Annotated in this window: 22 protein-coding genes; 7 read left to right on the top strand and 15 right to left on the bottom strand. The window is 62.3% G+C overall.

The annotated features are described in order from the left end of the window. Positions 1-353: 353 nt before the first annotated feature. A complete protein-coding gene (gene leuA / locus ACRDT3_RS06950) occupies positions 354-2093 on the bottom strand; it encodes a 2-isopropylmalate synthase (protein WP_431492284.1) in 1740 nt (579 codons plus the stop codon). Between the two features lie 297 nt (positions 2094-2390). On the opposite strand from leuA, the gene ACRDT3_RS06945 reads away from it, so the two are divergent. Then, positions 2391-3563: an FAD-dependent monooxygenase gene (locus ACRDT3_RS06945; RefSeq protein ID WP_431492283.1), complete on the top strand. Its 1173-nt coding sequence runs from the start codon at positions 2391-2393 to the stop codon at positions 3561-3563. Positions 3564-3643: 80 nt separating this feature from the next. Here the strand turns inward: ACRDT3_RS06945 and era are convergent, their stop codons facing one another. From era to ACRDT3_RS06925, 4 genes are read right to left on the bottom strand one after another with little or no spacing between them, the layout of a single operon-like run. Then, a complete protein-coding gene (era, locus tag ACRDT3_RS06940) occupies positions 3644-4606 on the bottom strand; it encodes a GTPase Era (protein ID WP_431492282.1) in 963 nt (320 codons plus the stop codon). Continuing rightward, positions 4599-5885 carry a hemolysin family protein gene (locus tag ACRDT3_RS06935; protein ID WP_431492281.1) on the bottom strand — a complete coding sequence of 429 codons (1287 nt, stop codon included), beginning with the start codon at positions 5883-5885 and terminating at the stop codon, positions 4599-4601. The genes era and ACRDT3_RS06935 overlap by 8 nt, the downstream gene beginning before the upstream one ends. A gap of 4 nt (positions 5886-5889) precedes the next feature. After that, the gene (gene ybeY, locus ACRDT3_RS06930) at positions 5890-6363 is read right to left on the bottom strand and encodes an rRNA maturation RNase YbeY (protein WP_431492280.1); all 474 of its coding nucleotides are present in this window, start codon (positions 6361-6363) and stop codon (positions 5890-5892) included. Beyond that, the gene (locus ACRDT3_RS06925; RefSeq protein ID WP_431492279.1) at positions 6360-7388 is read right to left on the bottom strand and encodes a PhoH family protein; all 1029 of its coding nucleotides are present in this window, start codon (positions 7386-7388) and stop codon (positions 6360-6362) included. Before ACRDT3_RS06925 ends, ybeY begins: the two co-directional genes overlap by 4 nt. A gap of 309 nt (positions 7389-7697) precedes the next feature. On the opposite strand from ACRDT3_RS06925, the gene ACRDT3_RS06920 reads away from it, so the two are divergent. Together ACRDT3_RS06920 and ACRDT3_RS06915 are read left to right on the top strand one after the other, a co-directional pair. Then, entirely contained in the window at positions 7698-8609 is a 912-nt protein-coding gene (locus tag ACRDT3_RS06920) for a GerMN domain-containing protein (protein ID WP_431492278.1), read from the top strand. A gap of 180 nt (positions 8610-8789) precedes the next feature. Continuing rightward, positions 8790-9152 carry a hypothetical protein gene (locus ACRDT3_RS06915; protein ID WP_431492277.1) on the top strand — a complete coding sequence of 121 codons (363 nt, stop codon included), beginning with the start codon at positions 8790-8792 and terminating at the stop codon, positions 9150-9152. A 270-nt stretch (positions 9153-9422) separates the two neighbouring features. Here ACRDT3_RS06915 and ACRDT3_RS06910 read toward each other — a convergent pair whose 3' ends face one another. The 3 genes from ACRDT3_RS06910 to hrcA form a co-directional block, all read right to left on the bottom strand. Further along, on the bottom strand, positions 9423-10196 hold the full coding sequence (locus ACRDT3_RS06910) for a 16S rRNA (uracil(1498)-N(3))-methyltransferase (RefSeq protein WP_431492276.1): 774 nt from the start codon (positions 10194-10196) through the stop codon (positions 9423-9425). Between the two features lie 2 nt (positions 10197-10198). After that, complete coding sequence (gene dnaJ / locus ACRDT3_RS06905) at positions 10199-11323, bottom strand: molecular chaperone DnaJ (RefSeq protein WP_431492275.1); 1125 nt, start codon at positions 11321-11323, stop codon at positions 10199-10201. Between the two features lie 66 nt (positions 11324-11389). Next, entirely contained in the window at positions 11390-12403 is a 1014-nt protein-coding gene (hrcA, locus tag ACRDT3_RS06900) for a heat-inducible transcriptional repressor HrcA (RefSeq protein ID WP_431492274.1), read from the bottom strand. 127 nt (positions 12404-12530) lie between these two features. On the opposite strand from hrcA, the gene ACRDT3_RS06895 reads away from it, so the two are divergent. Both ACRDT3_RS06895 and ACRDT3_RS06890 read left to right on the top strand, forming a co-directional pair. After that, positions 12531-13400, top strand: coding sequence for a DUF3097 domain-containing protein (locus ACRDT3_RS06895; RefSeq protein ID WP_431492273.1), 870 nt, complete (start codon positions 12531-12533; stop codon positions 13398-13400). A 90-nt stretch (positions 13401-13490) separates the two neighbouring features. Beyond that, on the top strand, positions 13491-13892 hold the full coding sequence (locus ACRDT3_RS06890) for a DUF4870 domain-containing protein (protein ID WP_431492272.1): 402 nt from the start codon (positions 13491-13493) through the stop codon (positions 13890-13892). 16 nt (positions 13893-13908) lie between these two features. On the opposite strand, the gene hemW is transcribed toward ACRDT3_RS06890, so the two are convergent. Then, complete coding sequence (gene hemW, locus ACRDT3_RS06885) at positions 13909-15138, bottom strand: radical SAM family heme chaperone HemW (protein ID WP_431492271.1); 1230 nt, start codon at positions 15136-15138, stop codon at positions 13909-13911. After that, positions 15139-16986 (bottom strand): translation elongation factor 4, encoded by a 1848-nt coding sequence (gene lepA / locus ACRDT3_RS06880; RefSeq protein WP_431492270.1) that lies wholly within the window; start codon positions 16984-16986, stop codon positions 15139-15141. A gap of 148 nt (positions 16987-17134) precedes the next feature. On the opposite strand from lepA, the gene ACRDT3_RS06875 reads away from it, so the two are divergent. Further along, positions 17135-17668: a type II toxin-antitoxin system PemK/MazF family toxin gene (locus tag ACRDT3_RS06875; RefSeq protein ID WP_431492269.1), complete on the top strand. Its 534-nt coding sequence runs from the start codon at positions 17135-17137 to the stop codon at positions 17666-17668. Between the two features lie 170 nt (positions 17669-17838). Further along, positions 17839-18099 carry a 30S ribosomal protein S20 gene (rpsT, locus tag ACRDT3_RS06870; RefSeq protein WP_431492268.1) on the top strand — a complete coding sequence of 87 codons (261 nt, stop codon included), beginning with the start codon at positions 17839-17841 and terminating at the stop codon, positions 18097-18099. Between the two features lie 177 nt (positions 18100-18276). On the opposite strand, the gene holA is transcribed toward rpsT, so the two are convergent. The 5 genes from holA to leuS are packed head-to-tail and all read right to left on the bottom strand — an operon-like array spanning position 18277 to position 25667. Beyond that, positions 18277-19269 carry a DNA polymerase III subunit delta gene (gene holA, locus ACRDT3_RS06865; RefSeq protein ID WP_431492267.1) on the bottom strand — a complete coding sequence of 331 codons (993 nt, stop codon included), beginning with the start codon at positions 19267-19269 and terminating at the stop codon, positions 18277-18279. Between the two features lie 33 nt (positions 19270-19302). Continuing rightward, positions 19303-21570, bottom strand: coding sequence for a ComEC/Rec2 family competence protein (locus ACRDT3_RS06860; protein WP_431492266.1), 2268 nt, complete (start codon positions 21568-21570; stop codon positions 19303-19305). After that, entirely contained in the window at positions 21567-22214 is a 648-nt protein-coding gene (locus tag ACRDT3_RS06855) for a helix-hairpin-helix domain-containing protein (RefSeq protein WP_431492265.1), read from the bottom strand. The genes ACRDT3_RS06860 and ACRDT3_RS06855 overlap by 4 nt, the downstream gene beginning before the upstream one ends. 15 nt (positions 22215-22229) lie before the next feature. Continuing rightward, on the bottom strand, positions 22230-23168 hold the full coding sequence (locus ACRDT3_RS06850; RefSeq protein WP_431492264.1) for a DegV family protein: 939 nt from the start codon (positions 23166-23168) through the stop codon (positions 22230-22232). 9 nt (positions 23169-23177) lie between these two features. Continuing rightward, positions 23178-25667 carry a leucine--tRNA ligase gene (gene leuS, locus ACRDT3_RS06845; RefSeq protein ID WP_431492263.1) on the bottom strand — a complete coding sequence of 830 codons (2490 nt, stop codon included), beginning with the start codon at positions 25665-25667 and terminating at the stop codon, positions 23178-23180. Between the last annotated feature and the right edge of the window lie 13 nt (positions 25668-25680).

Genomic DNA, 25680 nt, shown 5'->3' with positions numbered 1-25680 from the left:
CCCCGGACCTAAATTGAGCAGGAAAGCCGACAGCCACGCAGTTCGGGAACATCGGCTACGACCACTGCCATCGGTCGACTCCAGTCCGCCAGACCCGGCTTCCGCGATTGCGGTCCCTTGGCAATCGCCTGCATTCCCGTCGAATTAGACGCTGCAGCTAAACTTCCCTGAGCTGCCGGATGCCTTATGAGGACCATGCGGATCTCACCGATGAATCCGGGCAAAGCTCTTCACTTTCCTCGTTGGCGCTTGCTTGCCGACCGCCCTGGCAGTACCGGGTTAGGCAAAACGCCACGGCCAGCGAGGTGAGGCTGGCCGTGGCGTCGAGCTGGCGACAGGGTGCTGCCGGAGACCTACTTGCTGTCGCGGATTGCGCGGTTGACGGCCGAAACTACGGCCTTCAGTGCTGCAATGTTGGTGTTGGTGTCCAGGCCAATGCCCCACAGGATGCGATCGCCCACAGCGCATTCGACGAATGCCGCGGCGCGGGCGTTGCCGCCTTCGCTCATGGCATGCTCGGAGTAGTCCAGCACGCGCAGATCCACGCCATCATCGTTGAGCAGCTTGACCAGTGCGGAGACCGGGCCGTTGCCCTGGGCGCTGCGCTCGTGGGCCACGCCGTCGATGATGATCTTGGTATCCAGCTGGAAGCTGCCATCTTCCGCCGATGCCGCGGTAGCCGAGGCGATCTGGTAGTAGCCCCAAGCGGCCATGGAAGAATCTTCGCTCACCGGCAGGTACTCGTCCTGGAAGACGTCCCAGATGCGCTGCGAGGAGATCTCGCCGCCTTCGGTATCGGTCTTGCGCTGGATGACGCCGGAGAATTCGATCTGCGCACGGCGCGGCAGATCCAAGTTGTAGTCGTTCTTCAGCAGGTAAGCGACCCCGCCCTTTCCGGACTGCGAATTCACGCGGATCACGGCCTCGTAGGAGCGGCCGATGTCCTTCGGGTCGATCGGCAGGTAGGGAACAGCCCAGACCAGGTCGTTGATGTCCTTGCCTTCAGCCGAAGCCTTGGCCTCCATCGCTTCCAGGCCCTTCTTGATCGCGTCCTGGTGCGAACCGGAGAAGGCGGTGAAGACCAGGTCGCCGCCGTAGGGGCTGCGTTCGGCCACTGGCAGCTGGTTGCAGTACTCGACGGTGCGGCGGATGTGGTCCATGTCCGAGAAGTCGATCTGCGGGTCGATGCCCTGGCCGAACATGTTCATGCCCAAGGTCACCAGGTCGACGTTGCCGGTGCGTTCGCCATTGCCGAACAGGCAGCCTTCGATGCGGTCGGCACCAGCCAGGTAGCCCAGCTCGGCAGCGGCTACTCCGGTGCCGCGGTCGTTGTGCGGGTGCAGGGAGAGGATGATCGAATCGCGGTTGGCCAGGTTGCGGTGCATCCACTCGATGGAGTCGGCGTACACGTTAGGGGTAGCCATTTCCACGGTGGCCGGCAGGTTCAAGATCATCTTGTTTTCCGGAGTCGCTTCCAGGACCTCGGCCACGGCCTCGGAAATGCGCTTGGCGAAGGCCAGCTCGGTACCGGTGTAGGACTCTGGCGAGTACTCGTAGGTGATCTTGGTGCCGGTCAGCTGCTCTTCGTACTTCTTGCACAACCGGGCGCCCTGGACGGCGATGTCCACGATGCCGTCCTCGTCCTGGCGGAAGACGACTTCGCGCTGCAGGATCGAGGTGGAGTTATACAGGTGGACGATGGCCTGCTTGGCGCCTTCCAGTGCTTCGTAGGTGCGCTCGATCAGGTGCTCGCGGGACTGGGTGAGCACCTGGATGGTCACGTCATCGGGAATGCCGCGCTCGATCAGCTGGCGGACAAAGTCGAAGTCGGTCTGCGAAGCCGATGGGAAGCCGACCTCGATTTCCTTGAAGCCCATTTCGACCAGCAGGTCGAACATCTTGTGCTTGCGTTCTGGGCTCATCGGGTCGATCAGCGCCTGGTTGCCATCACGCAGGTCGACCGCGCACCAGCGCGGGGCCTTGGTGATGTACTTGTCGGGCCAGGTGCGATCGGGCAGATTGACCTCGATCTGGTCCTGGAACGGAACATACTTGTGGATTGGCATGTTCGAAGATTTCTGCATGTTCTGCATTTCTGTGGGTCCCCTAGACAAAATTAGTGCTTAGTTTGTGGGGCCAGACAAGAGCTACTCCGCGACGAGGGGTCGGCCTGTAGACCACTAGCGGTCCTTTGGATCCTCGCAGCGGCTAAGTAGTAGTAGAAGCTCGAAATGCACGAAATGAGCATAACACCGCGCTTTGGAGGCAAGTGAAACTTATGTCACTTGCGTGTCACATACTGGACGTCCGCATTGCGCAAAGCAGTGGACAGGATGGAAGCGCAGGCGAACAATAGGCTCAATGGAGCTAAGCGCCAAGGAGGTCCATCGATGAAGGCGATCATCATCGGCGCTGGAATAGCCGGGCTGGTGGCCGCCCGCCAGCTGGGCCTTGCCGGCTGGGAAGTACGCGTGCTCGAGCGATCGAACGCCCCGCGTCCCGACGGGTACATGATGGACTTCTTCGGTCCAGGCGTAGAAGCTTCCGAGCGTATCGGATTGCACCCCTATCTTGCCGAGGTTGCCTACCAGGTGCAGGCCGCGCAATACGTGGATCGGCAGGGCAAGCCGACGGCGTCCCTGGACTATTCGAAGTTCTCCGGAATCGCCGGTGGCAAGGTGCTCACCTTGCTGCGGCCGGATATGGAAGCCGCCGCGCGAAAAGCACTGGAAGAGGTCGATCCGTCACGTCTGGGCCTCCACTATGGCGTTCATATCGATCAGCTGGACGTCCATGGGCAACAGGTCCATGTCCGCATCAGGGGCAGGAGCAAGCCGGAGGTCGCGGACCTGCTGGTCGGTGCCGATGGCATCCATTCAGCGGTCCGCGCCAGGTTCTTTGGTCCAGAAGAACATTACCTGCGCCCCTTGGGGATGAGGGCAGCGGCCTTCATTGTCCGGGAGCCCGAACTCAACCGGCGCTATAGGAACCGGTTCGTCATGACCGATACTCTCGACCGCACCGCAGGAATCTATGGGCTGCGTACCGACGAGGTGGCATCATTCCTGGTCTATCGCCACGATCATGCCGCGCCGCTCGGCCCCGCGCTTGCCCGGCTCCGCCACGTTTTCGCCGGTTGCGGCGCACAAGTGGACCGGTTGCTCGCGCTGTGTCCAGAAGATCCCTATGACGATGCTGTCGCGCAGGTGGTCATGGATTCGTGGTATTCCGGTCCAGTGGTGCTGATCGGCGATGCGGCCGCCGCGGTCTCGCTTCTGGCCGGGCAAGGCGGGGCGATGGCCGTCTGCGCTGGCGCGGCCTTGGGCGATGCCCTGGGCGGCGTTGTCGCACCCGGGCAGCTTCAGCCAGCCCTTGCCCGGTACGAGCAGATGATGCGGCCCAAGATCGCAACTGCCCAAGCCTCCGGACGCCGTGCGGCGAACAGCTTTCTCCCGCGGAACAAGCTGGCCCTGTGGATCCGGCGAACCATTATCCGGTCCACGAATCTTCCCGGCATGGATCGGCTGGTGGCCCGACAGATCCTCAAGCGCTTGGCCAAGTAGCCGGTTAACCAGCTCATCCCCCAAAACCGGTCTGGTGTTGGGGGACGAACGGGGCATCTTTCAACGCTGAAGCGCGCAGCCTAGAAGCCGAGGCGTCCAAGCTGCTTCGGGTCGCGCTGCCAATCCTCGGCAACCTTCACGTGCAGGTCCAGGTAGACCTTGGTGCCCAGCAGCTTCTCGATGCCCTTGCGGGCGTTGGTGCCGACCTCGCGCAGGCGCGAACCGCCACGGCCAATGATGATGGCCTTCTGGCTGGAGCGCTCAACGAAGAGCGAAACGTGGATGTCGATCAGCGGATTGCTTTCGCTGCGTCCTTCGCGGGGAACCATCTCTTCAACGACGACGGCCAGCGAGTGCGGCAGTTCGTCGCGCACGCCTTCAAGGGCGGCTTCGCGGATCAGCTCAGAAACCATCTTGGCTTCCGGCTCGTCGGTCAGCTCGCCGTCCGGGTACAGCGGCGGGCCCACTGGCAGGTGCTCTGCCAGCACATTGGCCACCTCTTCGACCTGGAATTCCTTGACAGCGGAGACGGGCACGATCGCGGCGAAGCCGTTCTCGCCGAAGTTCTGGGTACCCATCTCGGCGACGGCGATCAGCTGCTGCGCGAGCTGTTCGCGGTCCACCAAGTCGGCCTTGGTGACCAGGGCGATGATCGGCTTGCGCTGCAGCTGAGCCAACTGCGTGGCGATGTAGCGGTCGCCCGGGCCGATCTTCTCATTGGCCGGGATGCAGAAGCCGATCGCGTCCACCTCGGAGAGGGTATCGGCGACCAGGTCGTTCAGGCGCTGGCCGAGCAAGGTGCGCGGACGGTGCAGGCCCGGGGTATCGACCAGGATCAACTGCGCATCCTCGCGGTGCACGATACCGCGGATGGTGTGGCGGGTAGTCTGCGGCTTGGCCGAGGTGATGGCCACCTTCTGGCCCACCAGGGCATTGGTCAGGGTGGACTTGCCGGCATTCGGGCGGCCTACGAAAGAGGTGAAGCCGGAGCGGAAGCCCTCAGGCCATCCGCTGGATGCGAGCAGGTTATGGTTTTCACTCATGTGAGGAATCCTCGTCGTTCTCAATATGGTCGGATGCATCTGTTTCCAGACGCTCTACATGGATTTTGCCGATACGGTTGCGGCGGCCCGCGAGGGCCACCACGGTTAGGCGAAGGCCGTGCACATCGGCGGTGGAACCGAGTACCGGCACCGATTCCAAGGCCTTGGAGAGCAGGCCGCCGACGGTGTCGACGTCTTCTTCCTCAATGTGCATGTCGAAGTGGTCGGCAATATCGTCAATGGATGCCGCCGCCACGGCGAAAATGGACCCGTCAGGGTTCTGGATCAATTCGGCCCTCGAACGATCATACTCGTCGTCGATTTCGCCAACGATTTCCTCAAGCAGGTCCTCCAGGGTCACCAGACCCGCGGTTCCGCCGTACTCGTCGATGACGATGGCCAGGTGGATGGATTCCTGCTGCAGTTCCTGCATCAGGTCGGCTGCCGACTTCGATTCGGGAACAAAGCGGACCTTGCGCGCCAATTCGGCCAGGGTCCGGGCCTGCTGCAGGCCGTGGATCTCGCGGATCAGGTCCTTGAGGTAGATGATGCCCTGGATGTCATCGGTGTCCTCGCCGATCAGCGGGATGCGGGAGAAGCCCGAGGCGATGAACAGGTCCATGGCGCTGTGGAAGGAATGGTCCGCATCCAGCACCACCATGTCGGTGCGCGGCACCATCACCGAACGAACGCTGGTCTCCTCCAAGTCGATCACCGAGGAGATCAGTTCGGCCGATTCCTCATCCAGGTCCTCGCCTTCGGAAGCGCGATCCACCAGGTCACGCAGTCGTTCCTTGCCCAGGTAGCCGTCTCCATCCACGCCGCCGGGGCTCAGTGCCTTGGCAATGGAAGCCAGCCACGTGGTGATGGGCCCAAGAACCAGGCGCAAGAAGCGAACCAGGGTGGCGGTGGACTGCACGACTTGCTGGGCGTTGGAGCGCCCGTAGCGTCGCGGCGACACGCTGACCAGGACGAATCCCAGGGCAGCCATCGCAATAGTGGAGATCATGCCGATCAGCCACACATTCTCGATCCACTGCGAAACGAGCAGGGCAACAGCGACAGCCGAAGCGGTCTCAAACCAGATCCGCCAGAACTTCACTGCCTGGGCGTGGGTTTCTGTCTCATCCAGGATCGCGGACAGCGATTTGGAATTGGACTCGGCGCGCAGGCGTTCAGCTGCGTGCCGGGATAATGCGTAGAAGGCTGAGTCTGCGGCAGTTAGCACGGCCGAGAAGGCCATGAAAACGAGGGCGAGAATCAGCAAGATTATTTCCACGGGGTTATTCCACCGTTTCCTTTGGCGCTGGGCGGCCGGTGTAGGACTCCAGAAGCTGACGCTGCAGGGCAAACATCTCTTCCTTTTCCGCTGGCTCCATGTGATCGAAACCTATGAGGTGCAGCAGGCCGTGGGTGGTCAGCAACAGGATTTCATCGTGGGTGCTGTGGCCGCCGGCCTTGGCCTGGGCTTCGGCGACGGAAGGGCAGATGACGATGTCGCCAAGGATGCCGTTCTCCCCCGGCGCACCGGCAGTTCCGGGGCGCAGCTCATCCATCGGGAAGCTCATCACATCGGTGGGGCCTTCGAGGTCCATCCACTCGACGTGCAAGGCGCTCATGGCATTCTCGTCGATGAAAACGATCGATACTTCGGTTTCCGGGTGCAGGAACATTGCCAGCATCACCGATTCCGCCAAGGCATTGACATCCTTGAGATCGACGTCGTATTCGGTTTCGTTATTTACTTCAATGCTCATTTGCTGCGGCGTCCCCGGTTGTGTTCTTTGCGTCGGGTGTCATCCCAACGGTCGTAAGCTGTAACGATGTCGGCAATCAGGCGGTGGCGAACCACGTCCGAAGAGTCGAGTCGGCAGATGCTGATGTCGTCGAGTCCCTCGAGGACATCGCTGGCCATGCGCAACCCGGAGGTCGCATTGTTAGGCAGATCCACCTGGGTGACATCCCCCGTCACTACCATCTTGGAACCGAATCCAAGGCGGGTGAGGAACATCTTCATCTGTTCGCTGGTGGTGTTCTGCGCTTCGTCCAGGATCACGAAAGCATCATTGAGGGTGCGCCCACGCATGTAGGCCAGCGGAGCAACCTCGATGGTTCCGGCTTCGAGCAATTGCGGAATGGTTTCCGGATTGATCATGTCGTGCAAGGCATCATAGAGCGGGCGCAGGTACGGGTCGATCTTCTCGGTCAACGAGCCCGGCAGGAAGCCCAGCTTCTCCCCTGCCTCGACAGCAGGCCGGGTCAGGATGATGCGGTTGACTTGCTTGTCCTGCAAGGCGGCGACGGCCATGGCCATGGCCAGGAAGGTTTTGCCGGTACCGGCTGGGCCGATGCCGAAGGTGATTGTCGAATCCTCTATGGCGTCGACGTAGCTCTTCTGGTTCACGGTCTTGGGCCGAATGGAACGTCCACGCCCCGACAGGATCTTCAAGCCCAGGACGTCGGTGGGCGCATCTGGATTGCCGGCGCTGAGCATCTTGATGATTTGCTCGATCGTTTCGGCGCTCATGCGTGAGCCGCGGGTGGCCAGCGAACGGGCTTCTTCGGTGACGCGCTGGGCCTTGCGGACTTGCTGCGGTTCACCTACCAGGGCCAGTGATTGGCCGTTGGGGCGGAAGCTCACCTGCGGGTAGGCGCCGGAGAGAATACGCAATAGCTCGTCGTTGGGACCTAGGGTGGCAATCATGAGCTCAGCTGTATCGAAACTGATGGTGAGCGATGCGGATCCGTTCTCCGCTGTCGCCTTATTCTGTTCAACCTGCATGCAGTGCGCGGCGCCCCTTTGCGAGCTTGGTGGTGATCGTGATTTGTCCTGCTTACCATTCTATCGAGTCGCAGGCCAATCCGGAGATAATTCAGGTCTCAGCGTAAGCAGGAATACCTGAAAGTAGTCTTGAATGATGCTAATCGGAGCAAGTGGCGAACATATAGATTTGGTTACGGATTAGTAAGGTGGGCCATTTTTCTGCTGATAGCCGCCTTGAATATGGCAAGCTTGAGAGCGGTTCCAATACTGTCAGGGGCCAAAATAGCAAAAATCACCACGGATTGGTACGCAGTGCAATCAAGGATCATGCGGAAGATTCCACGCCGATTCGGCGTTTTGGGAATCACTGCCGCTCTCGTCGTCGCCGCAGGATGCGGTCTGACGAATCGCGAGAGCTCCTATGAGATGCCCTCATCCGCCGTGGCCGAATCGCTGAACCTGCCCAGCGCCACCGACGCTGGCGAGAATGTCGGTATCGCGGCAAACCTGCCCATCTACTGGCTGGAGAACACCGATACCGGCGTGTTCCTGTACCGCGAATACATCCAGGACACCCGTCATCAAGAACCCATCGGCGATGCGATCTGGACGCTGCTCGCGGCCGACCCGATGAAGCCGAAGCGCTATACGCACTTGAAGCCCACCGATGAAATCGGCGTTTCGATCAATAACGCGAATGTCATCACGTTGGATCTTCCGGACAAGGTTTTCAGCGCCCATCTGGATCAAGGTCTATCCGAACGCGCCATCCAGCAGCTGGTCTTCACTGCAACGGCAGCTGCCGCCAGTACTGGACTGGTTGTGGGCGACGTTCCCGCAACGGTCCGCATCCTGGTCGACGGCCAAGCAAATGCAACGGTCTTCGACGGCTTCCGGCTCAAGGATGTCTACGAGCGCGATGCCAAGTTCATTGCACCGATCTGGATCATTGATCCGCAGTTCGGCAAGACCTTGAAGGATGGCTCGATCAAGATAAACGGTCGAACCACCCAATTCGACATCGGCACCTTCTACTCCTTGCAGCGCAAGGACGCCGACGGCAATCTCACCGTGATGACCGCTCAGAAGCAGGTCAACCCTGGGCAGATCAACGAAGACGGTTCCTTCACCCTGACCACCGAGCTGCGTGCCGGCTCATACCGGCTGACCTTCTGGGGTGTTGAAACCGGATCCGACCATCTTGTCGGCAAGGTCACCAGCGACTTCCTCGTCGAGTAGCTCAGCAGCAGCGGTACAAGCCACAGCTAGAAGGCCTGGACACGATCCTCGTCGCCCACTATCAGGTCCAGCTCCTGCACTAGTAGCGACTTGGCAAACCTCCCCTGCTGGCAGGATCTTCAGTGCCATTGCTGTCGACAGGGCTTTTGCCCGGTCACCGCCTACATCTGCGTAGCTGACGTGCAACGACTGCGCGTTGCCTGGTTCCGCCTCGTTTCCAAGGGCCATCCAGAGCTGGAGGACAGCATCATCATCGGCATCTGCAAGCCGGTTTTGAGCCAATGCAGCGTCAGCTGGTTCCATGACCCCTCGGGATCCGCGGTCATCGTCTGGGATCGCTGTAAACTACACGATCTTCAAACTAGCGCCTTCCTGGATCTGTACATCCTGGATTTCTGCGGTGGCGCTGCCGTGGATGCGAAAGAAATCCAAGGCGAGGAACATCTCGCTATTCGCGTCCGCCGGCGTGCAGATGGCTCGTCATTCTCCCTCGTCGATGCCCAGAGCGGAGCAGCTGGGGCTGCATGCCGACAAGGCCAGTGATAGGCCCGTGGCAATTAGCGCGATGGTCTGAGGGTTCTTCATCTTATGGTTTGCCATGGGCATGCCCGCAAGTCTCTCTGGTTCGCCGTGGCGAACCAAGGTGTCTGCGCGAGGCGCGCTGAGCGATAATAGGTGCTACCGAAGCCGAGCCGGTTCATAGGCTCGAACTCGTGGCGCCGGCCGGAAGCGAAATTGCTCCGCGAAAGCCTTGCGGGCATGCGCCTGCCAGGATTCGCGGAGCAATTCTACTGCTAACCGGTATTTTCGAACCTAGATCTCGCCGATCAAATGGCGGATCAAGACCAGCGCCGCGGGCCCTGCGGTCGAGGCGCGCAGCACATGCTGGCCCAGCAAAGCCGGGTGGGCTCCGGCATCGATGAAGGACTGCAGCTCCGTTTCGGAGATGCCGCCTTCCGGCCCAACGATCATGATGATCTCCTGGCCGGCCCGCGCATCGGCGAGCCACGACTGCACATGCCGGGCCACCGAATCCGTGGCTTGCTCGTGCAGCACCAGAACCAGTGCGCCATTTGCGGTATCGGCCGCGATGGCCTTGGCCAGGTCCTTGGAACCCAGCGGGTCCAGTACCTCTGGCTCATAGGCGCGGCGTGACTGCTTCTGCGCCGAACGCACCTGGGCGCGCCACTTGGCCATGGCCTTGTCGACCTTGGCCGCGTTCCAGCGCACGATCGAACGGTCGGCCTGCCAGGGGCGTACCGCCAGCACACCGAGTTCCACGCCGGACTCAACGGCTTGCAGGTCGCGATCCCCCTTGGACAGCGCCTGGACCAGGGTGACCGGGTGATCGCTGATCGCTTCCTCGGCGCGGCGCAGGACCTTCACGCGCAGCAGGTCCTTGGCGGTCGAGATGACCTCCACGGTCAGGCGCAGCCCCTTGCCATCCAGCAGGTCCAGGTGCTCGCCGGCGGATACCCGCTTGACGGTGACCGCGTGGTGCGCCTCGGAGCCATCCAGTTCGAGAATGTCCCCGGCCGTTGCGACCTGGCCTTGCTGGGCGTCGATGACGAAGCTGTGGTTGCTCATGCTCAGCGCTGGTTCAGCTTGTCGCGCAGGCGGGAGAACATGCCGCCGCTGTGCTCCACCCGGCCGGACGACAATTCTTCGCCGCGCAGCTTGGCCAGCTGCTCGAGCAGATCGCGCTGGGCAGCGTCGAGCTTGGTTGGGGTCTCCACCTGCAGGTGCACGATGATGTCCCCGCGCTTGCCTCCGCGCAGGCGCGGCACACCGAGGCCCGGCAGGGTGACGGTGTCGCCATCCTGCGCACCTTGCTCGACATTGATGGACTGCCCGCCATCGAAGGTCTCCAGCTTCAGCTCGCAACCCAGCGCCGCGGCGGTCATTGGCAGGCTCATCTTGGCGTGCAGGTCGGTGCCGGCGCGCTCGAAGACCTTATGGCGGCGCACGTCGATCTCGACGAACAGGTTGCCGTTCGGGCCGCCGCCCGGGCCGGCTTCGCCCTGTCCGCGCAACTGGATGCGGGTGCCGGAGTCGACACCTGCAGGAACGTTCAGCGACTTGGACACATGCTCGCGCACCCGGCCTTCGCCGTTGCACTCCAGGCAGGGGTCCGGGATGGTGGTGCCGAAACCGCGGCAGGCCGCACAGGTTTCCACGGTCATCATCTGGCCAAGGAATGAACGCACCGGACGCTGGACCTGGCCTGCGCCATGGCAGATGTCGCAGGTGACCGGGCTGGTGCCCTCGCGGGTGCACGAACCGTTGCAAGTCTTGCAGGTAACGGCGGTTTCCATCTCCAGCGGGTAGACCGTGCCCTTGACCGCATCTTCCAGGTCGATGGTGATGGTGATCAGTGCGTCGCGGCCCGGCTGGGTGCGCGATGCCGGGCCCTGGGCCTGCCCGCCACCGAAGAACTGCTCGAAGATGTCGCCAAAGCCGCCAAAGCCCTGGCCTCCGCCGCCGAAGCCCGGGTGGCCATTGCCGTTCTCATCGCCAGTGGCGTCGTAGTTGGCGCGCTTGGTCTGGTCGGAAAGGACTTCGTAGGCTCGGGTGACCAGCTTGAACTGCTCTGCAGCATCATCGCTAGGGTTTACATCCGGGTGCAGCTTACGCGCCAACTTGCGGTAGGCACTCTTGATTTCCTGCGGGGTCGCGTCCTTGGCAACGCCTAGGGTCTCGTAATGCGAGCTCACGTTATTCGCCGTGTCCTTTCCTAAGAATCTTGAAATTCGGTAGTGCTGGGCCGGTGCCCAGCGAGGCTAGTTAGCCAAAATCTTCGACAGGTACCGTGCCACCGCACGAACCGAAGCCATGGAGGTTGGATAGTTCATCCGGGTGGGGCCAAGGACCCCGAGCTTGTTGCGCACATCGGTGCCGTAGGTCGTGGCGACCACGGCGGCTTCCGATAGCTGTCCGTAGTGGTGCTCGGTGCCGATGGCCACGGCCACACCGCGCGAATCGGCTTCCAGCTCGGAGAAGAGCTTGAGCAGCACTACCTGCTCCTCGAGCGCCTCGAGCACCGGGGTAATGCTCAGCGGGAAGTCCCCTTCCACGCGGGCCAGGTTGGCGGTGCCTGCCATGATGATGCGCTGCGCATTGGCCGCGTGGGCCATTTCTTCCAGCGCACCGAGCACCAGGTCCACCAAGGGGTCGGCCTGCTGCGTCGAGCTGTGCTCAATGCGGGTGAGCCGGCCGGCAAGTTCCGCAAGCTTCACTCCCCCGAAATTATTGAGCAGCCACAGCTTCAAGTCGCCCAGCTCATCATCGCTGTAGGAACGCTGGACCGGCATCATGCGCTGATCCACCGTGCCATTGGAAGCGATCATCACCATCAGCACCTGGGTTGAGCCCAGGCCCACGAGATCGAGGTTCTTCAACGAAGCGGTGTCGTAGTGCGGCACCTGGATCATTGCTACCTGGTTGGTTAAACGCGCCAGGAGGCGAACGGTGCTCTTGAGCATCTCATCGAGGTCCGTGGAGCTATCCAGGATCTTGTTGATGGCATCGCGTTCGGCCCGCGACAGCGGCTTCAGTTCGCCGATCTCGTCGACGAAGCGGCGGTATCCCTTTTCGGTCGGGATGCGTCCGGAGGAAGTATGCGGAGCGACAATGAGCCCCTCTTCTTCCAGCAAGGCCATGTCATTGCGGATCGTCGCGGCGCTGACACCGAGGTTGTGCCGGTCCAGGAGCGCTTTGGAACCCACTGGCTCACGAGATTGCACGTAGTCCTCCACGATGGCACGCAGAACGTCTAGGCGTCGCGGCTCTGTCACAACAGCACCTCCTTGGATTCCCTGTGCCCGGCTTTGGCACTCTAACCTGTCAAGTGCCAAGTCTAATACGTTCAGCTGTTGCTAGCATTGGATTTCGAGCGTATTCGATCACAGCGAAAGGCAGTACGTGACTAATTACTCCTGGGGACCACGGGATCTGAGTGCACCGGCACCGAAAAAACTCCGCCAGGTCCCCGTTGAACGTGGCATGATTCTCGAAGATGCCACCTCAGGATGGGTAGGAGAAGTCATCCGTACCGAAAAATCCGGTGGCATGCGTGTGATCGTGCTCGAAGACCGCCATGGCAAGGCCCGTTCCTTCCAAGCGGGCTTCGGGTTCTTCCTCGAGGGCGAACCGGTGGAAATCGTCGACCCGGTTGCCAAGGCCGCTCCGCCCCAGAAGCTGGTCTCCGCCTCGGGGTCGCGTGCCGTCGCCGGCTTGAAGGCCCGGGAAGCCAGGGCCAGCCGTATCTGGGTTGAAGGCAAGCACGACGCTGAGCTGGTTGAAAAAGTTTGGGGTCACGACCTGCGTGTTGAAGGCATCGTCGTTGAGCCGCTGCATGGCGTGGACGATCTTGCCGGCGCCATCCGCGACTTCGCCCCTTCCGCGCAGCGTCGCCTGGGGATCCTGGTTGACCACCTGGTCGCGGGCAGCAAGGAATCGCGCATCGTTGCCGAAGCGATGAAGGTCCCGGGCGCGGCACAAAACGTGCTGATCCTCGGCCACCCGTACGTTGACGTGTGGCAGGCGATCAAGCCTGCGACACTGGGCATCAAGGCTTGGCCGGTGATCCCCAAGGGCACCGATTGGAAAACCGGTGTGCTCCGGGCCTTTGGCTGGCCGCACGCCACCGCGGAAGACATCGGCATCGGATGGCAGCGCCTCTTGTCCACGGTGCAGCATTACGGGCAGCTGGAGCCACAGCTGTTGGGCCGGATTGAAGAATTGATCGATTTTCTCACGACCGAAGATTACGGTTTCCTAACGATTGACTAATAGTTGGAGATTAGTCTGCGAATCTCCCCGTCCGCTCTGCCACGGTCGCTATGATAAGAGGAACCACACTTAGCAAGACAAGGAAAAATAGTGACATCACGCCAGACGAAGCCATCGGAGAATTCCCGCTTCGAAGGTTCCAGGACCTCTGCGCTGCCGCTGACTCCTTCGGAAGATCGACAGTGGGCAATGATGGCCCACTTCGGCGCCATCTTGGGCTGCATTCCATCGGCGATCGTCTTTGCCGTATTCCGGGACCGCGGCCCGTTCACTGCGCAGGAATCCAAGGAAGCGTTCAATTTCACGTTCCCGCTGACCATTCTCGCCATCGTATTCAACGTGCTCATGGTCTTGCCAGTCATCGGCTGGCTCTTCGCTGTACTAGCCGTGGCCCTATGGGTCTTCATGACGGTTTCGGGCGCCCTTGCAGCCATCCAGGCCAACAAGGGACGCCCTTACCGCTACCAATTCAATCTCCGGCTAATGAAGTAGCACCGGTTTCCCGGTCTTAGAAATCAAGCAGTTCACGCACCACGAGGTCGGCCAGGAGCCGGCCTCGCTGCGTTAACACCAACGTCCCGGCGAACGCGGCCTTGGCATCAATCAGCTCGTCGGCGATCAAGCCGGCGACCTTCTTGCGTCCGGTCTCATCGAGCTCGCTAATCTGCATGCCGGAGCCCAGTCGGGTCAACAGCATGGTGCGCTCAAGCTGCACAGCTTCAGCATCCGGGTATTCGCGGCCGTGGCCCGGAGAGATTCCAGCATCGATCCGTTGCTGATAGGCGGCTGGATGCTTCACATTCCACCAACGCAGACCGCCAACATGGGAGTGCGCGCCGGGGCCTGCACCCCACCAGTCACCGCCCTTCCAGTACGCGATGTTGTGATGGCAAGCATTAGCCGGGGACTTCGCCCAGTTGCTGACCTCATACCAGGAGAATCCGGCCGCGGCCAACATGTCATCGGCCAACTGGTACTTTTCGGCATGATCGTCATCGTCGATATTCGGCACCTGGCCACGGCGAATCTGGGCCGCCAGCTTGGTGCCTTCCTCGATGATCAGCGCATACGCCGAAATATGATCAGGCTCGTAGCTTAACGCGGCTTCGATGCTGGTACGCCAATCTTCCAGGCTCTCCCCCGGAGTGCCATAAATCAGATCGACACTGACATCCAGGCCGGCCTCGCGCGCCCACGCAACAGCTTGCGGAACGCGCTTCGGATCATGGGTACGCTCAAGCACCTTGAGCACGTGGGGCACCGCGGACTGCATGCCGAAGGACACGCGGGTGAACCCGCCGTCGGCCAGCTCCTGCAGGCTTTCGCGGGTCACCGAATCCGGGTTGGCTTCCGTGGTGATTTCCGCGCCCGGCTTCAGGCCGAAGTCGTCGCGAATCCGGCCGAGCACCGAGACCAGGTCTCCGGCGGGCAGCAGCGTGGGAGTTCCGCCGCCAAAGAAGACGGTTTCAATTTCGCGGTGCGGTTGGCCCGAACGGTCCATCACCCCGCGGGCGAAGCTGATTTCCTTGCTGACGGTGGCAGCGTAGGTAGCTTGGCTGGAGCCGGAACCCAGCTCCGTGGCGGTGTACGTGTTGAAATCGCAGTAACCGCAACGGACGGTGCAGAACGGAATATGCACATAAAAGGACATGGTCCGCCCCTGTGCCTCATGCGCGCATGAGGCAGGGAGCAGACCATCGGCCGGAGCCGGATCGCCGTCAGGCAGAACTGAAGGCATCTACTTCTTTTTCGACTCGTCGGTGGACAGTGCGGCAATGAAGGCTTCCTGCGGAACCTCCACGCGGCCGACCATCTTCATGCGCTTCTTGCCTTCCTTCTGCTTTTCCAGCAGCTTGCGCTTGCGGCTGATATCGCCGCCGTAGCACTTGGCAAGAACGTCCTTGCGGATTGCGCGGATGTTCTCACGGGCAATGATGCGCGATCCGATCGCGGCCTGGATCGGAACTTCGAACTGCTGGCGAGGAATCAGCTCACGCAGCTTCGAGGTCATCATGGTCCCGTAGTTGTAGGCCTTGTCGCGGTGCGTAATGGCGCTGAAAGCATCCACTTGCTCGCCCTGGAGCAGGATGTCGACCTTGACCAGATCTGCAACCTGCTCGCCGTCGGCCTTCCAATCCAGCGAAGCATAGCCTCGGGTCTTGGACTTGAGGTGGTCGAAGAAGTCGAACACGATCTCGGCAAGCGGAAGGTGGTAGCGCATTTCGACACGGTCCTCGGAGAGGTAGTCCATGCCGCGCATGGTGCCGCGGCGGGTCTGGCACAGTTCCATGACCGAGCCGATGAATTCGCTTGGCGCCAGGATGGTGGCGGCAACCATTGGCTCGTGAACTTCCAGGATCTTGCCATCCGGGAATTCCGAGGGGTTGGTCACCGTAATCATCTGCTTGTCTTCGCCCATGACTTCGTACACCACGTTCGGCGCAGTGGAAATCAGGTCCAGATTGAATTCGGATTCCAGTCGCTGGCGGGTGATTTCCAGGTGCAGCAGGCCAAGGAAGCCCACACGGAAGCCGAAGCCCAAGGCCACGGAGGTTTCCGGTTCGTAGGTCAGCGCGGCATCGTTGAGCTGCAGCTTATCCAGCGCATCACGCAATACCGGGTAGTCGGTGCCGTCCATCGGGTACAAGCCGGAGAAGACCATTGGCTTGGCTTCTTCGTAACCGCCCAGGGATTTGCTGGCGGGCTTGAGGTAGTTGGTGACGGTATCGCCGACCTTGGACTGGCGCACGTCCTTGACACCGGTGATCAGGTAGCCCACTTCGCCAACGCCCAGGCCCTTGGTGGGCTCGGGGTTCGGCGAGGATACGCCGATTTCCAGCAGTTCGTGGGTGGTGCCGGTGGACATCATCTGGATCTTCTCGCGAGGAGACAGATTGCCATCGACAACTCGAACGTAGGTCACCACGCCACGGTAGGTGTCGTATACGGAGTCGAAGATCATTGCGCGTGCCGGAGCCTTGGCATCGCCGACAGGCGGCGGCAGCTGCTTGATGACCTCATCGAGCAGTGCTTCAACGCCTTCACCGGTCTTGCCCGAAACCTTCAGCACGTCTTCTGGCTCGCAACCGATCAGGTTGGCCAGCTCGGCGGCGTACTTTTCCGGCTGCGCGTTGGGCAGGTCAATCTTATTGAGCACAGGGATGATCGTCAGATCGCCCTCAATAGCCAAATAGAGGTTGGCCAGGGTCTGCGCCTCGATGCCCTGGGCGGCGTCAACTAGCAGGATCGCGCCTTCGCAGGCGGCCAGCGAACGCGAGACTTCATAGGTGAAGTCGACGTGCCCGGGGGTATCGATCATGTTCAGTGCGTACGGGGTGCCATCTTCGGCTCCCCACGGCATGCGCACAGCCTGGGACTTGATGGTGATGCCGCGTTCGCGCTCGATGTCCATGCGGTCGAGGTACTGTGCCTTCATGTCGCGGGCAGCGACAACGCCGGTCAGTTGCAACATCCGGTCGGCCAGGGTCGACTTACCGTGGTCGATATGGGCAATGATGCAGAAGTTACGGATGAGCGACGGATCGGTCGCGGCAGGCACCGGAGCGGTGCGGGCCAATGGAGACACCTAAACAGACCTCACTAGCTGACTAAAAGACATAGTTGGATTATCTTCCATTCTGTCATGATTTCCGCGTCATCTCATATTTCGACAGCCTGAAACTGATAGTTTGTCGTCCATGGCACTGAATCCACAGAAGATATTTAGCATCGTCATGCGCGCGCTTAAGGAAATCAACAAGGTCCGCGCAAATTCGACAAGCAAGCGCCCAGCCAGCAACCGCGGGGGCAGCAGGCCCCAGGGCACTGCCGGAAGCCGCTCTCGTGCCTACTCCATGGCGGATGCTCCAGCGGGCGCCGGCTACCCGGGTGATTACCGTGGCAAGATTCACTACGAGTACAACCCGTCGAAGGACGGCAACGCTGATCCGGGAGAAATCGTCTGGACCTGGGTTCCCTATGAAGAGGACTATTCGCAGGGCAAGGACCGCCCGGTGCTGATCGTCGGCCGTGATAGCGGTTGGCTGCTGGGCCTGATGCTCACCAGCAAGGACAGGAACAACTCGGATCACCGCGACCGCAACTACATGGACATCGGTACCGGGGACTGGGACCGCGAGCGTCGCCCGAGCGAGGTCAAGCTTGATCGCATTATTCGAGTAGGCGAGCAAGCCGTTCGCCGCGAAGGCGCCATCCTGGATCGCGAACGCTTCTCAAATGTGGTGAACGCCCTAAACGAACGCGCATAAGCACTCGTTGTCAGGCTCCCTATCTGATAAAGTTAATCTTTGTGTGTTGCGCAGGTTGGGCAACACGCCCCCTTCGGGTCGCCATAGGTGCCCCACACCGCTCAGTCGATGGCCTGAAGGATGAACCCTCTACCGACCGTATAAAACGATAAACGAGAGAGTTTATTAAAGTGGCTAACATCAAGTCCCAGAAGAAGCGTATCCTGACCAACGAGAAGGCACGTCTGCGTAACGTAGCTGTCCGTTCCGAGGTCAAGACCGTGATCCGTAGCGTCAACGAGGCAGTAGTCTCCGGTGACAAGGAAAAGGCAACCGAGGCACTGCGCCTGGCTGGCAAGAAGATCGACAAGGCTGTAAGCAAGGGTGTTCTGCACAAGAACAACGCTGCTAACCGCAAGTCGGCTATCGCCAAGAAGGTTAACGCCCTCTAAGCCGAGCTTAGACTTCATCAACTCCCCCGCACTCATCGAGTGCGGGGGTTTTGTTTTGCCCGAAACTGCTCTTCGACGCTTCCCCGGCAGGGATGCGCCGAGGGCTACCTTGCATTAAAGAGCAGTGGGGGCGCGCACGATGCAGTCATGCGCGCCCCCACTAGGAACCTGACGGGGTTAGCGTCCAGGAGCCTTGCCTGCAATAAACATGATGGCGTGTTCCAGCGCGTACCCGGGTGAACGGCTGCCGCCCTTGACCATGCGGTCGGTATTCGCGATTTCTTCGACGCACAGGGCAAGATCGCTGCGCTTCCAGCCGCGGGCCTGCTGCTGGGCCTGCTGAACTTGCCACGGCGCCATCCCCAACTCGGAAGCCAATGAAGCGGCGGGTTCATTCACGCCGGCGACCTTGGCGATCTGGCGGACCTTCATCGCCAAGGTGGCCACAATTGGAATCGGGTCGGTTCCAGTACCCAGCGCATGGCGCAAAGTGCGCAGCGCCATCTGGGCGTTGCCTGAAATCGCCGCGTCCGCTACCTTGAACGCTGTTGCTTCAACCCGGCCACCGTAGTACTTGTCGACCGTATCCTGGTCAATGGTTCCCGTCGTGTCGGCAACCAGCTGGGAGCAGCTCGAGCCAAGCTCTGCCAGCGAGTTGCCTACCGCAGCGACGAGGGCTTTGACCGCGTCGTTGGTGATCCGGCGCTTGGCGGCTTTGAATTCGGACTGAACGAAGTCGATTTTCTCGGAGTCCTTTTTCACCGGTTGGCAGTTGACGATCAAGGCTCCGGCAGCTTTGATCGCGTCAATCAGCTTCTTGCCGCGGGTACCACCCGAGTAATGCATGATGAGAACATTCTCGGGAGCCTGATCTTTCAGATAGGCCAGGGCGTCCTTGAGGAAGTACTCGTTCATGTGGGCCAGTTCGTGGACCTCGACCAGATTGGCGGTGGAGAACAGCGAAGAGCTGGTGGCCATGAGCAGCTCTCCAGGCTCGTACTTTGCCGCGTCAAGACGGGTGTGCTGGATATCGTCCCGCTGGGCTGCTTGGGAGCGCAGCAGTTCGAAGGCGCGCGAAGCAAGATAATCTTCTGAACCGGTCAACAGGATCAGTGGTTGCGGGCGAAGTTCCCGCCACGAGATACCTGGATTTGCTTGGGCGCGTGCCATCGAACTCCTTAGTGCATGGTCGATATATTGATCCTACCGAACTGGAGTACCCAGGGAGGTACCCAGAACGCCCCGACTGGTAAATGTGAGCAGTACGGTACCTGATTGGTCCGTACGAATCACCCTCGCGCCGACCTGCTGTGCCATCGCCAAGGTTTCCGGGTGCGGGTGCCCGTAGGAATTATCCTTCCCGGCGGAGACCAGCAGGATCTGCGGATGGATCTGCTCGATGATTTCTGTTCCGCCGTTGCGTGCCCCATGGTGCGAGGCTTTCAAGATCGCTGCATGCCCTTGCGGATGCAGGCGCAACAGGCGATCCATGGCTTCGGTTTCCATATCCCCGGCCGTGAAGAGGTCGATGGTCCCGGTCTCGGTGGAAAAGCTGAACCGGATGACCAGCGACGTATCGTTGGGCTCAGCGTACTTCGCGAAGCGCGCTTCGGGGCCCACGACTTCGAAGCCCACATCCCCCGCGGTGTGCCGCGTACCTGGCTCCAGGGCCCGCGCCCCCGGCCATAGATCCAGGTCGAACCCGGTCGATACCAGGCGTTCCCCGATCCGCACGTGCGAATTCTCCAGCTCGCCTACGGCTCCGAAATGGTCGTTGTGCGTGTGCGTGATGAAGACCTTGCTCAAGTTGCTGATGCCCAGCCGATCCAGGCACCGCAGCAACCCGCTATCCGGTGGACCGGTATCGATCAGCCAGCCTTCTGAATCCCCTAGATTGATGACGAAGGCATCGCCCTGCCCCACATCGCACATCGCAATGCTCCAGTGCGGAGCGACATCTTCCCTGTAGAACAGGGTCGCAGGCAAAACGAGCGCTACGGCAAATACCGAGATCGCTCCCAGCATGCCGAGGGACACCTGCCTGACCCGTTGCCGCTCGGTTTCCCGGCCCAGCACCAGCAGGGTGCAAAGCACCAGAGCCAGCATCACCGCCAAGATGATTCCGGGCAGGCCCTCGGGCCAAGGCCTGGCGGCACCCGGCAGCCCGGAAGCGAAATGGGCAACCTTGCCGATAGCTTCCGCCGGGAGCCCGGGAACCCAGATCAGCACCGCTTCCAGTCCCGGCCACGGCGTGCACAGCAGCAGGCAGGCCATGCCCAGCGCCGTAATCAAGGGCAGCAACGGCGCCACCACGAGGTTCGCGGGGAGCGAGTACAGGCTGAAATCCGAGTTCAACGCGATGACCACCGGCAGGCAGGTGAATTGTGCCGCGCAGTAGATGGCCGTCAGCTGCGCAAACCAGGCCGGAAGAACCTGGAGGAGAATTTCGGTCAGGGCCGGTGCGAGCATGATGATTCCCAAGGTCGCCAGCACCGACAGGGCGAAGGCCGGTTCGGCACCCAGCGAGCGATCGATGGCCAACAGGGCTGTTCCGCTGAGGCACAGTATCCCCAAGGAGCCTTGGCCACGGCCGAGCAGCACCGAAATTACCGCTATGCTGCCCATCAGGCTGGCGCGCAGGACACTGGGATCTGGCCCGACAAACCAGGCGAAGAGCCCGAGAACGCCGACCATCAAGATTGCACTGGGCGCCCGTGGAACCGAAAACAGCCGGAACAGCACCAGCACGATGGCGCCGATCAGTGCAATGTTCGATCCGCTCACGGCCGTCAGGTGGCTCAACCCGCTGGATCTCATCGCCTCGCTCAACGCTTCGTCCTGTCCGGAGCGATCGCCATAGAGCATGCCAGGCAGCAGCGCCTGGGCATTGCTTGGCAGGCCGTGCAGGCCCAGGGTGAACCGTTCCTTGAGGAAATCCGCGGCGGTAGGCTCAGCCCAGGAGCTCACCTGCGGTTCACTGGCGGCATGTGCCCACCAGTCGAAGGAGCCGGCAGCTGCTGCTTCCAAATCGAGGATGGTCTCGAACTCCCCCGCATTGGCCGGCAACCCGAAGTCAACGGTGAGGAAGACCGGCACCCGGCATTGGACCCATTGGCCGTTGGCCCAGTACCGCTGGATTTCCGCCCGGCCGGCCGCGGTTCCCTGGCCCTGCGCGGTGGCCAGGTCCTCGAAGCTGACCACGGCGCGGCGCTGTTGCTCACCGGTGCCCGGCAGCTGGCATTGCGGATCGGTGAAGGCCAGGCTGCTGACGGCCACCATCCCGAGCAGCAGGATAATGGGACCGGTGAACCATGGCGCGGCGTAGGCGCGGTCGTGCCGGGGCCGCAATAGCAGGAACAGCAGGATAGCCATCAGCGCGCAAAGCACCCACAGCAACCAGGCTGGGAAGGTGAAATAGGCGGCGGTCCACGCGCCGCCCAGCAGCCACAGGCCCCGGAAATCGGTGTTCACGGGATCACCAGTTCGCTCAGCTGGCCCAGCAGCGCCGGGCCGATGCCCGGTACCGCATCCAGCTCTTCCACGGAGCTGAATGGTCCGTTCTCGGTGCGGAAGTCGATGATCCGGCCAGCCAATGCCGGCCCGATCCCCGGAAGCTCCTGCAGGGTCTGGGAATTGGCACTGTTGAGCGAAATCTTCCCGCCCGCCGTGGCGCTCGGGGCCGCCGTCAGATCCTTGGCCGTGTCGGCGCCCGGAAGGACCACCTGCTGTCCGTCGACCAGTTTGGCGGCCAGGTTCACCATCTGCGCACGGGCGCCCTTGGCCAGCCCGCCGGCAGCATCCACCGCGTCGGCAATCCGCGAATCCATGGGCAACTGGTAGACGCCTGGCTTCTTCACCGCGCCGACCACGTGGACCGTGACCCCGGGACCGGCCGGGCTCGGCGATTCCCGGTTCGCCGGAGCCGAAGCGGACGGGTCGGAGACCAATGGAACAGTTTCAAGCTCTTGGGCCACCGGCGGGGGCGCGAGCAGGATGGAGATCGCAATCCAGGCGAGCACCACGATAACCAGCACCAGCACGGCCACGCGCGAGATCGCAAACCTCAGGCGACCGGGACGTGGCGCGTACTTGCTGAAGAAGTCGTGGCGGCCCATGGGCCACAGTCTGGGCTATGGCGCCGGCGGGCTATCCAGGATGGATGCCGACTGTGGATTGCGCGGGGCGACGCACACGGCGATCACGCCCATCCCGGTATGCGCGGCCAGCACCGCCGGAAGGGATTCGACCACGACCGGCAAGGCGCTGAACGGCGCCAGTTCGGTGGCGATTTCCTCGGCCAGTTCCTCGGCGCCGAAATGCATCACCCCCAAGCGCACCTCGCCATTGGCTTCGCGCGCGTCGCGCAGGGCCAGGGCGACCAGGCGTGCGGTGGCGCGCGCGAAGGAGCGGGGCTTTTCCAGGGCGATAATCGCGCCCTCGGCGATCCCGAGGATCGGCTTGAAGTTCAGCAAGCTGCCAACCACGGAAGACAGCGCGCTGATCCGGCCACCGCGGCGCAGCTGCTCAAGGCTCGGCACCGCGAAGTACACGGTGTTGGCGGTGGCCGTGCGGGCGATCTGCTCGAGCATCTCCAGCGGGGCGCCGGCGGAGCGGGCGGCCAGCACATCGGCCACGGCAAACCCCTGGGGCAGGCAGACGGTGCGCGAATCGACCACGGTGATCGGGGAGTCGAAACCGCGCGCTGCCAAGCGGGCCGCATCCACGGTGCCCGAAAGCGCCCCGGACATGTGGATCGAGATGATCGATTCGCAGCCGTCGTCGAGCAGCTGCCGGTAGGCGCGCTCGAACTCGCCCGGCGCCGGCCGCGAGGTTTTCACCGCCTTGCCCATGGCCAGGCCCATCATCAGCGCCTGCAGATCCTCGCCCTGCACGTGGTTCTCCACGATGATCGGGATCGGCACTTGAATGAAGTCCGGATGCTGCCCGAAGTGCCCGGGCAGGCAGGAAGCCGAATCGGAGACGACCCCGATGCGGGTACGCGAAAGCCCGCGCGGGGCCAGCCACTTGGGCAGCCAGCCCGCGCGCGAGCTTTTCTGGCGTTCAGTCATGAGCCGAGCTTACGGGGCGGGAACCACGTTCACGAGCTTCGGCGCACGCACGATGACCTTCAGCGGCTCCTTGCCATCGAGCATCCGGATCACCGACTCGTGGGCCAGGGCCTGCTCGCGCAGCTGCTCCTCGGTGATGTCCACCGGGACCTCGAGGCGGGCGCGGACCTTGCCCTTGATCTGCACGACCGCGGTGATGGTGTCATCGACCAGCAGCGACTCGTCGACTTCCGGCCAGGCGCTGGTGACCACGCTTGGCGCATAGCCCAGGGCTTCCCACATGTCCTCGGCGGTGTACGGGGCGAACATGCTCAGCAGCTGGGCGACGACCGTGGCGGCCTCGCGCACTGCCGGGTCGGCTGCGCCGGCACCGGAGTCGATGGTCTTGCGGGTCGCGTTGACCAGCTCCATGGCCTTGGCGATGACCACGTTGAACTTGCCCGAATCCAGCAGCGCGGCGGATTCGTGGACGGTGCGGTGGGTGACCTGGCGCAGCGCCTTGTCCCCTGCCGCGTAGTCCACGCCGGCCTCGCTGGTGGTGTCCTGGGCGATGCGCCAGGCGCGGGCCAGGAACTTCTGCGAACCGCTTGGGGACACATCGGCCCAGTCCACGTCGTCCTCCGGTGGGGAGGCGAAGATCATGGTCAGGCGCACGGCGTCCACGCCGAACTTGTCCAGCTGCTCGCCCAGGTCCACGCCGTTGCCCAGCGACTTGCTCATGGCCTTGCCGCCGTTGAGCACCTGGCCCTGGTTCAGCAGCGCGCTGAACGGCTCGGTCGCGTCGATCAGGCCCAGGTCGTGGATGACCTTGGTGAAGAAGCGGGAGTACAGCAGGTGCAGGATCGCATGCTCGACCCCGCCGACGTACTGGCCTACCGGCATCCAGTCGCGCACGGCCTTCGGGTCGAAGGGGCCCTCGGTGTAGTGCGGGGAAACGAAGCGCAGGAAGTACCAGGAGGAATCCACGAAGGTGTCCATGGTGTCGGTGTCGCGCTTGGCGTCCGCCCCGCACTTCGGGCAGGGCACGTTGACCCATTCCGCCACGGCCGCCAGCGGGCTGGTGCCCTTCGGGGCCAGCTGTTCGCCGCGCAGGTTGTCGGGCAGGCGCACCGGCAGCTGGTCATCGGGTACCGGGACCTCGCCGCAGTCGGCGCAGTGGATGATCGGGATCGGGGTGCCCCAGAAGCGCTGGCGGCTCAGCAGCCAGTCGCGCAGGCGGAAGTTGATGGTGTGCTTGCCGGTGCCGGCAGCTTCCACGATCTCGATCGCCTTGGCGATCGCCTCGGTCTTCTCCAGGCCGGTCAGCTGCCCGGAGTTCACCAGCTTGCCCTCGCCCGCGGTGGCGGTGCCGGTTTCGTTCGGGTCTTCGGCGCCGGTCTCGACGACCACGCGCACCGGCAGGCCGAAGGCGCGGGCGAAGTCCAGGTCGCGCTGGTCGTGCGCGGGCACGGCCATGATCGCGCCGGTGCCGTAGTCGGCCAGCACGTAGTCGGCGGCCCAGATCGGCAGCTTCTCCCCGGAGAGCGGGTTGATGCCGAAGCGGCCGGTGAACACGCCGGTCTTCTCGCGTTCGGTGGACTGGCGCTCGATCTCGGACAGGGCCTTGACCTGCTCCTGGTATTCCTCCAGGGCGGCGCGGTGCTCATCGGTGACCAGTTCGCTGGCCAGCTCGGCGTCGGCGGCGACAACCATGAAGGTGGCGCCGTACAGGGTGTCCGGGCGGGTGGTGAAGACCGGGATCTGCAGCGCAGGCTTGTCCTCGTGCGCTTCGATCTCGAAGGCCACCTCGGCGCCTTCGGAGCGGCCGATCCAGTTCTTCTGCATCAGCAGCACGCGCTCTGGCCAGTGGCCCTTGAGCGCATCCATGTCCTCAAGCAGGCGGTCGGCGTACTCGGTGATCTTGAAGTACCACTGGTTCAGCGACTTCTTGGTCACCGCGGTGCCGCAACGCTCGCAGGCGCCGTTGACGACCTGCTCGTTGGCCAGCACGGTCTGGTCCTTCGGGCACCAGTTCACCGGGTGGTCCTTGCGGTAGGCCAGGCCCTTCTCGTAGAACTTGTTGAACAGCCACTGGGTCCAGCGGTAGTATTCCGGATCCGAGGTATGCAGGCGGCGATCCCAGTCCGCGGAGATCGCGTAGCGCTTGAAGCTCTCGGCCTGGGTGTCGATGTTCTTGTAGGTCCACTCGGCAGGGTGGGCGTTGCGCTTGATCGCGGCGTTCTCTGCCGGCAGGCCGAAGGAGTCCCAGCCGATCGGGTGCATCACGTCATAGCCGCGCAGGCGCCAGTAGCGCGCGACAACATCGCCCATGGCGAAGGCCTCGGCGTGGCCCATGTGCAGGTCGCCCGATGGGTACGGGAACATGTCCAGCACGTAGCGACGTTCGCGGCTGCCATCATCGGCGGGCTTGAACACCTGTAGTTCGTCCCACACCGGAAGCCACTTGGACTCGATGTCCTTGAAGTCGTAGGTCCTGGGTTCGTTCGTCGATGATGTCACGCTGCTCTTCTCA

Origin of the sequence: Glutamicibacter sp. (assembly GCF_050701915.1) — a bacterium.
Taxonomy (GTDB): Bacteria; Actinomycetota; Actinomycetes; order Actinomycetales; family Micrococcaceae; genus Glutamicibacter.
The sequence above is the reverse complement of the archived record's forward strand: the minus strand, read 5'-3'. Positions and strand labels throughout refer to the sequence as shown.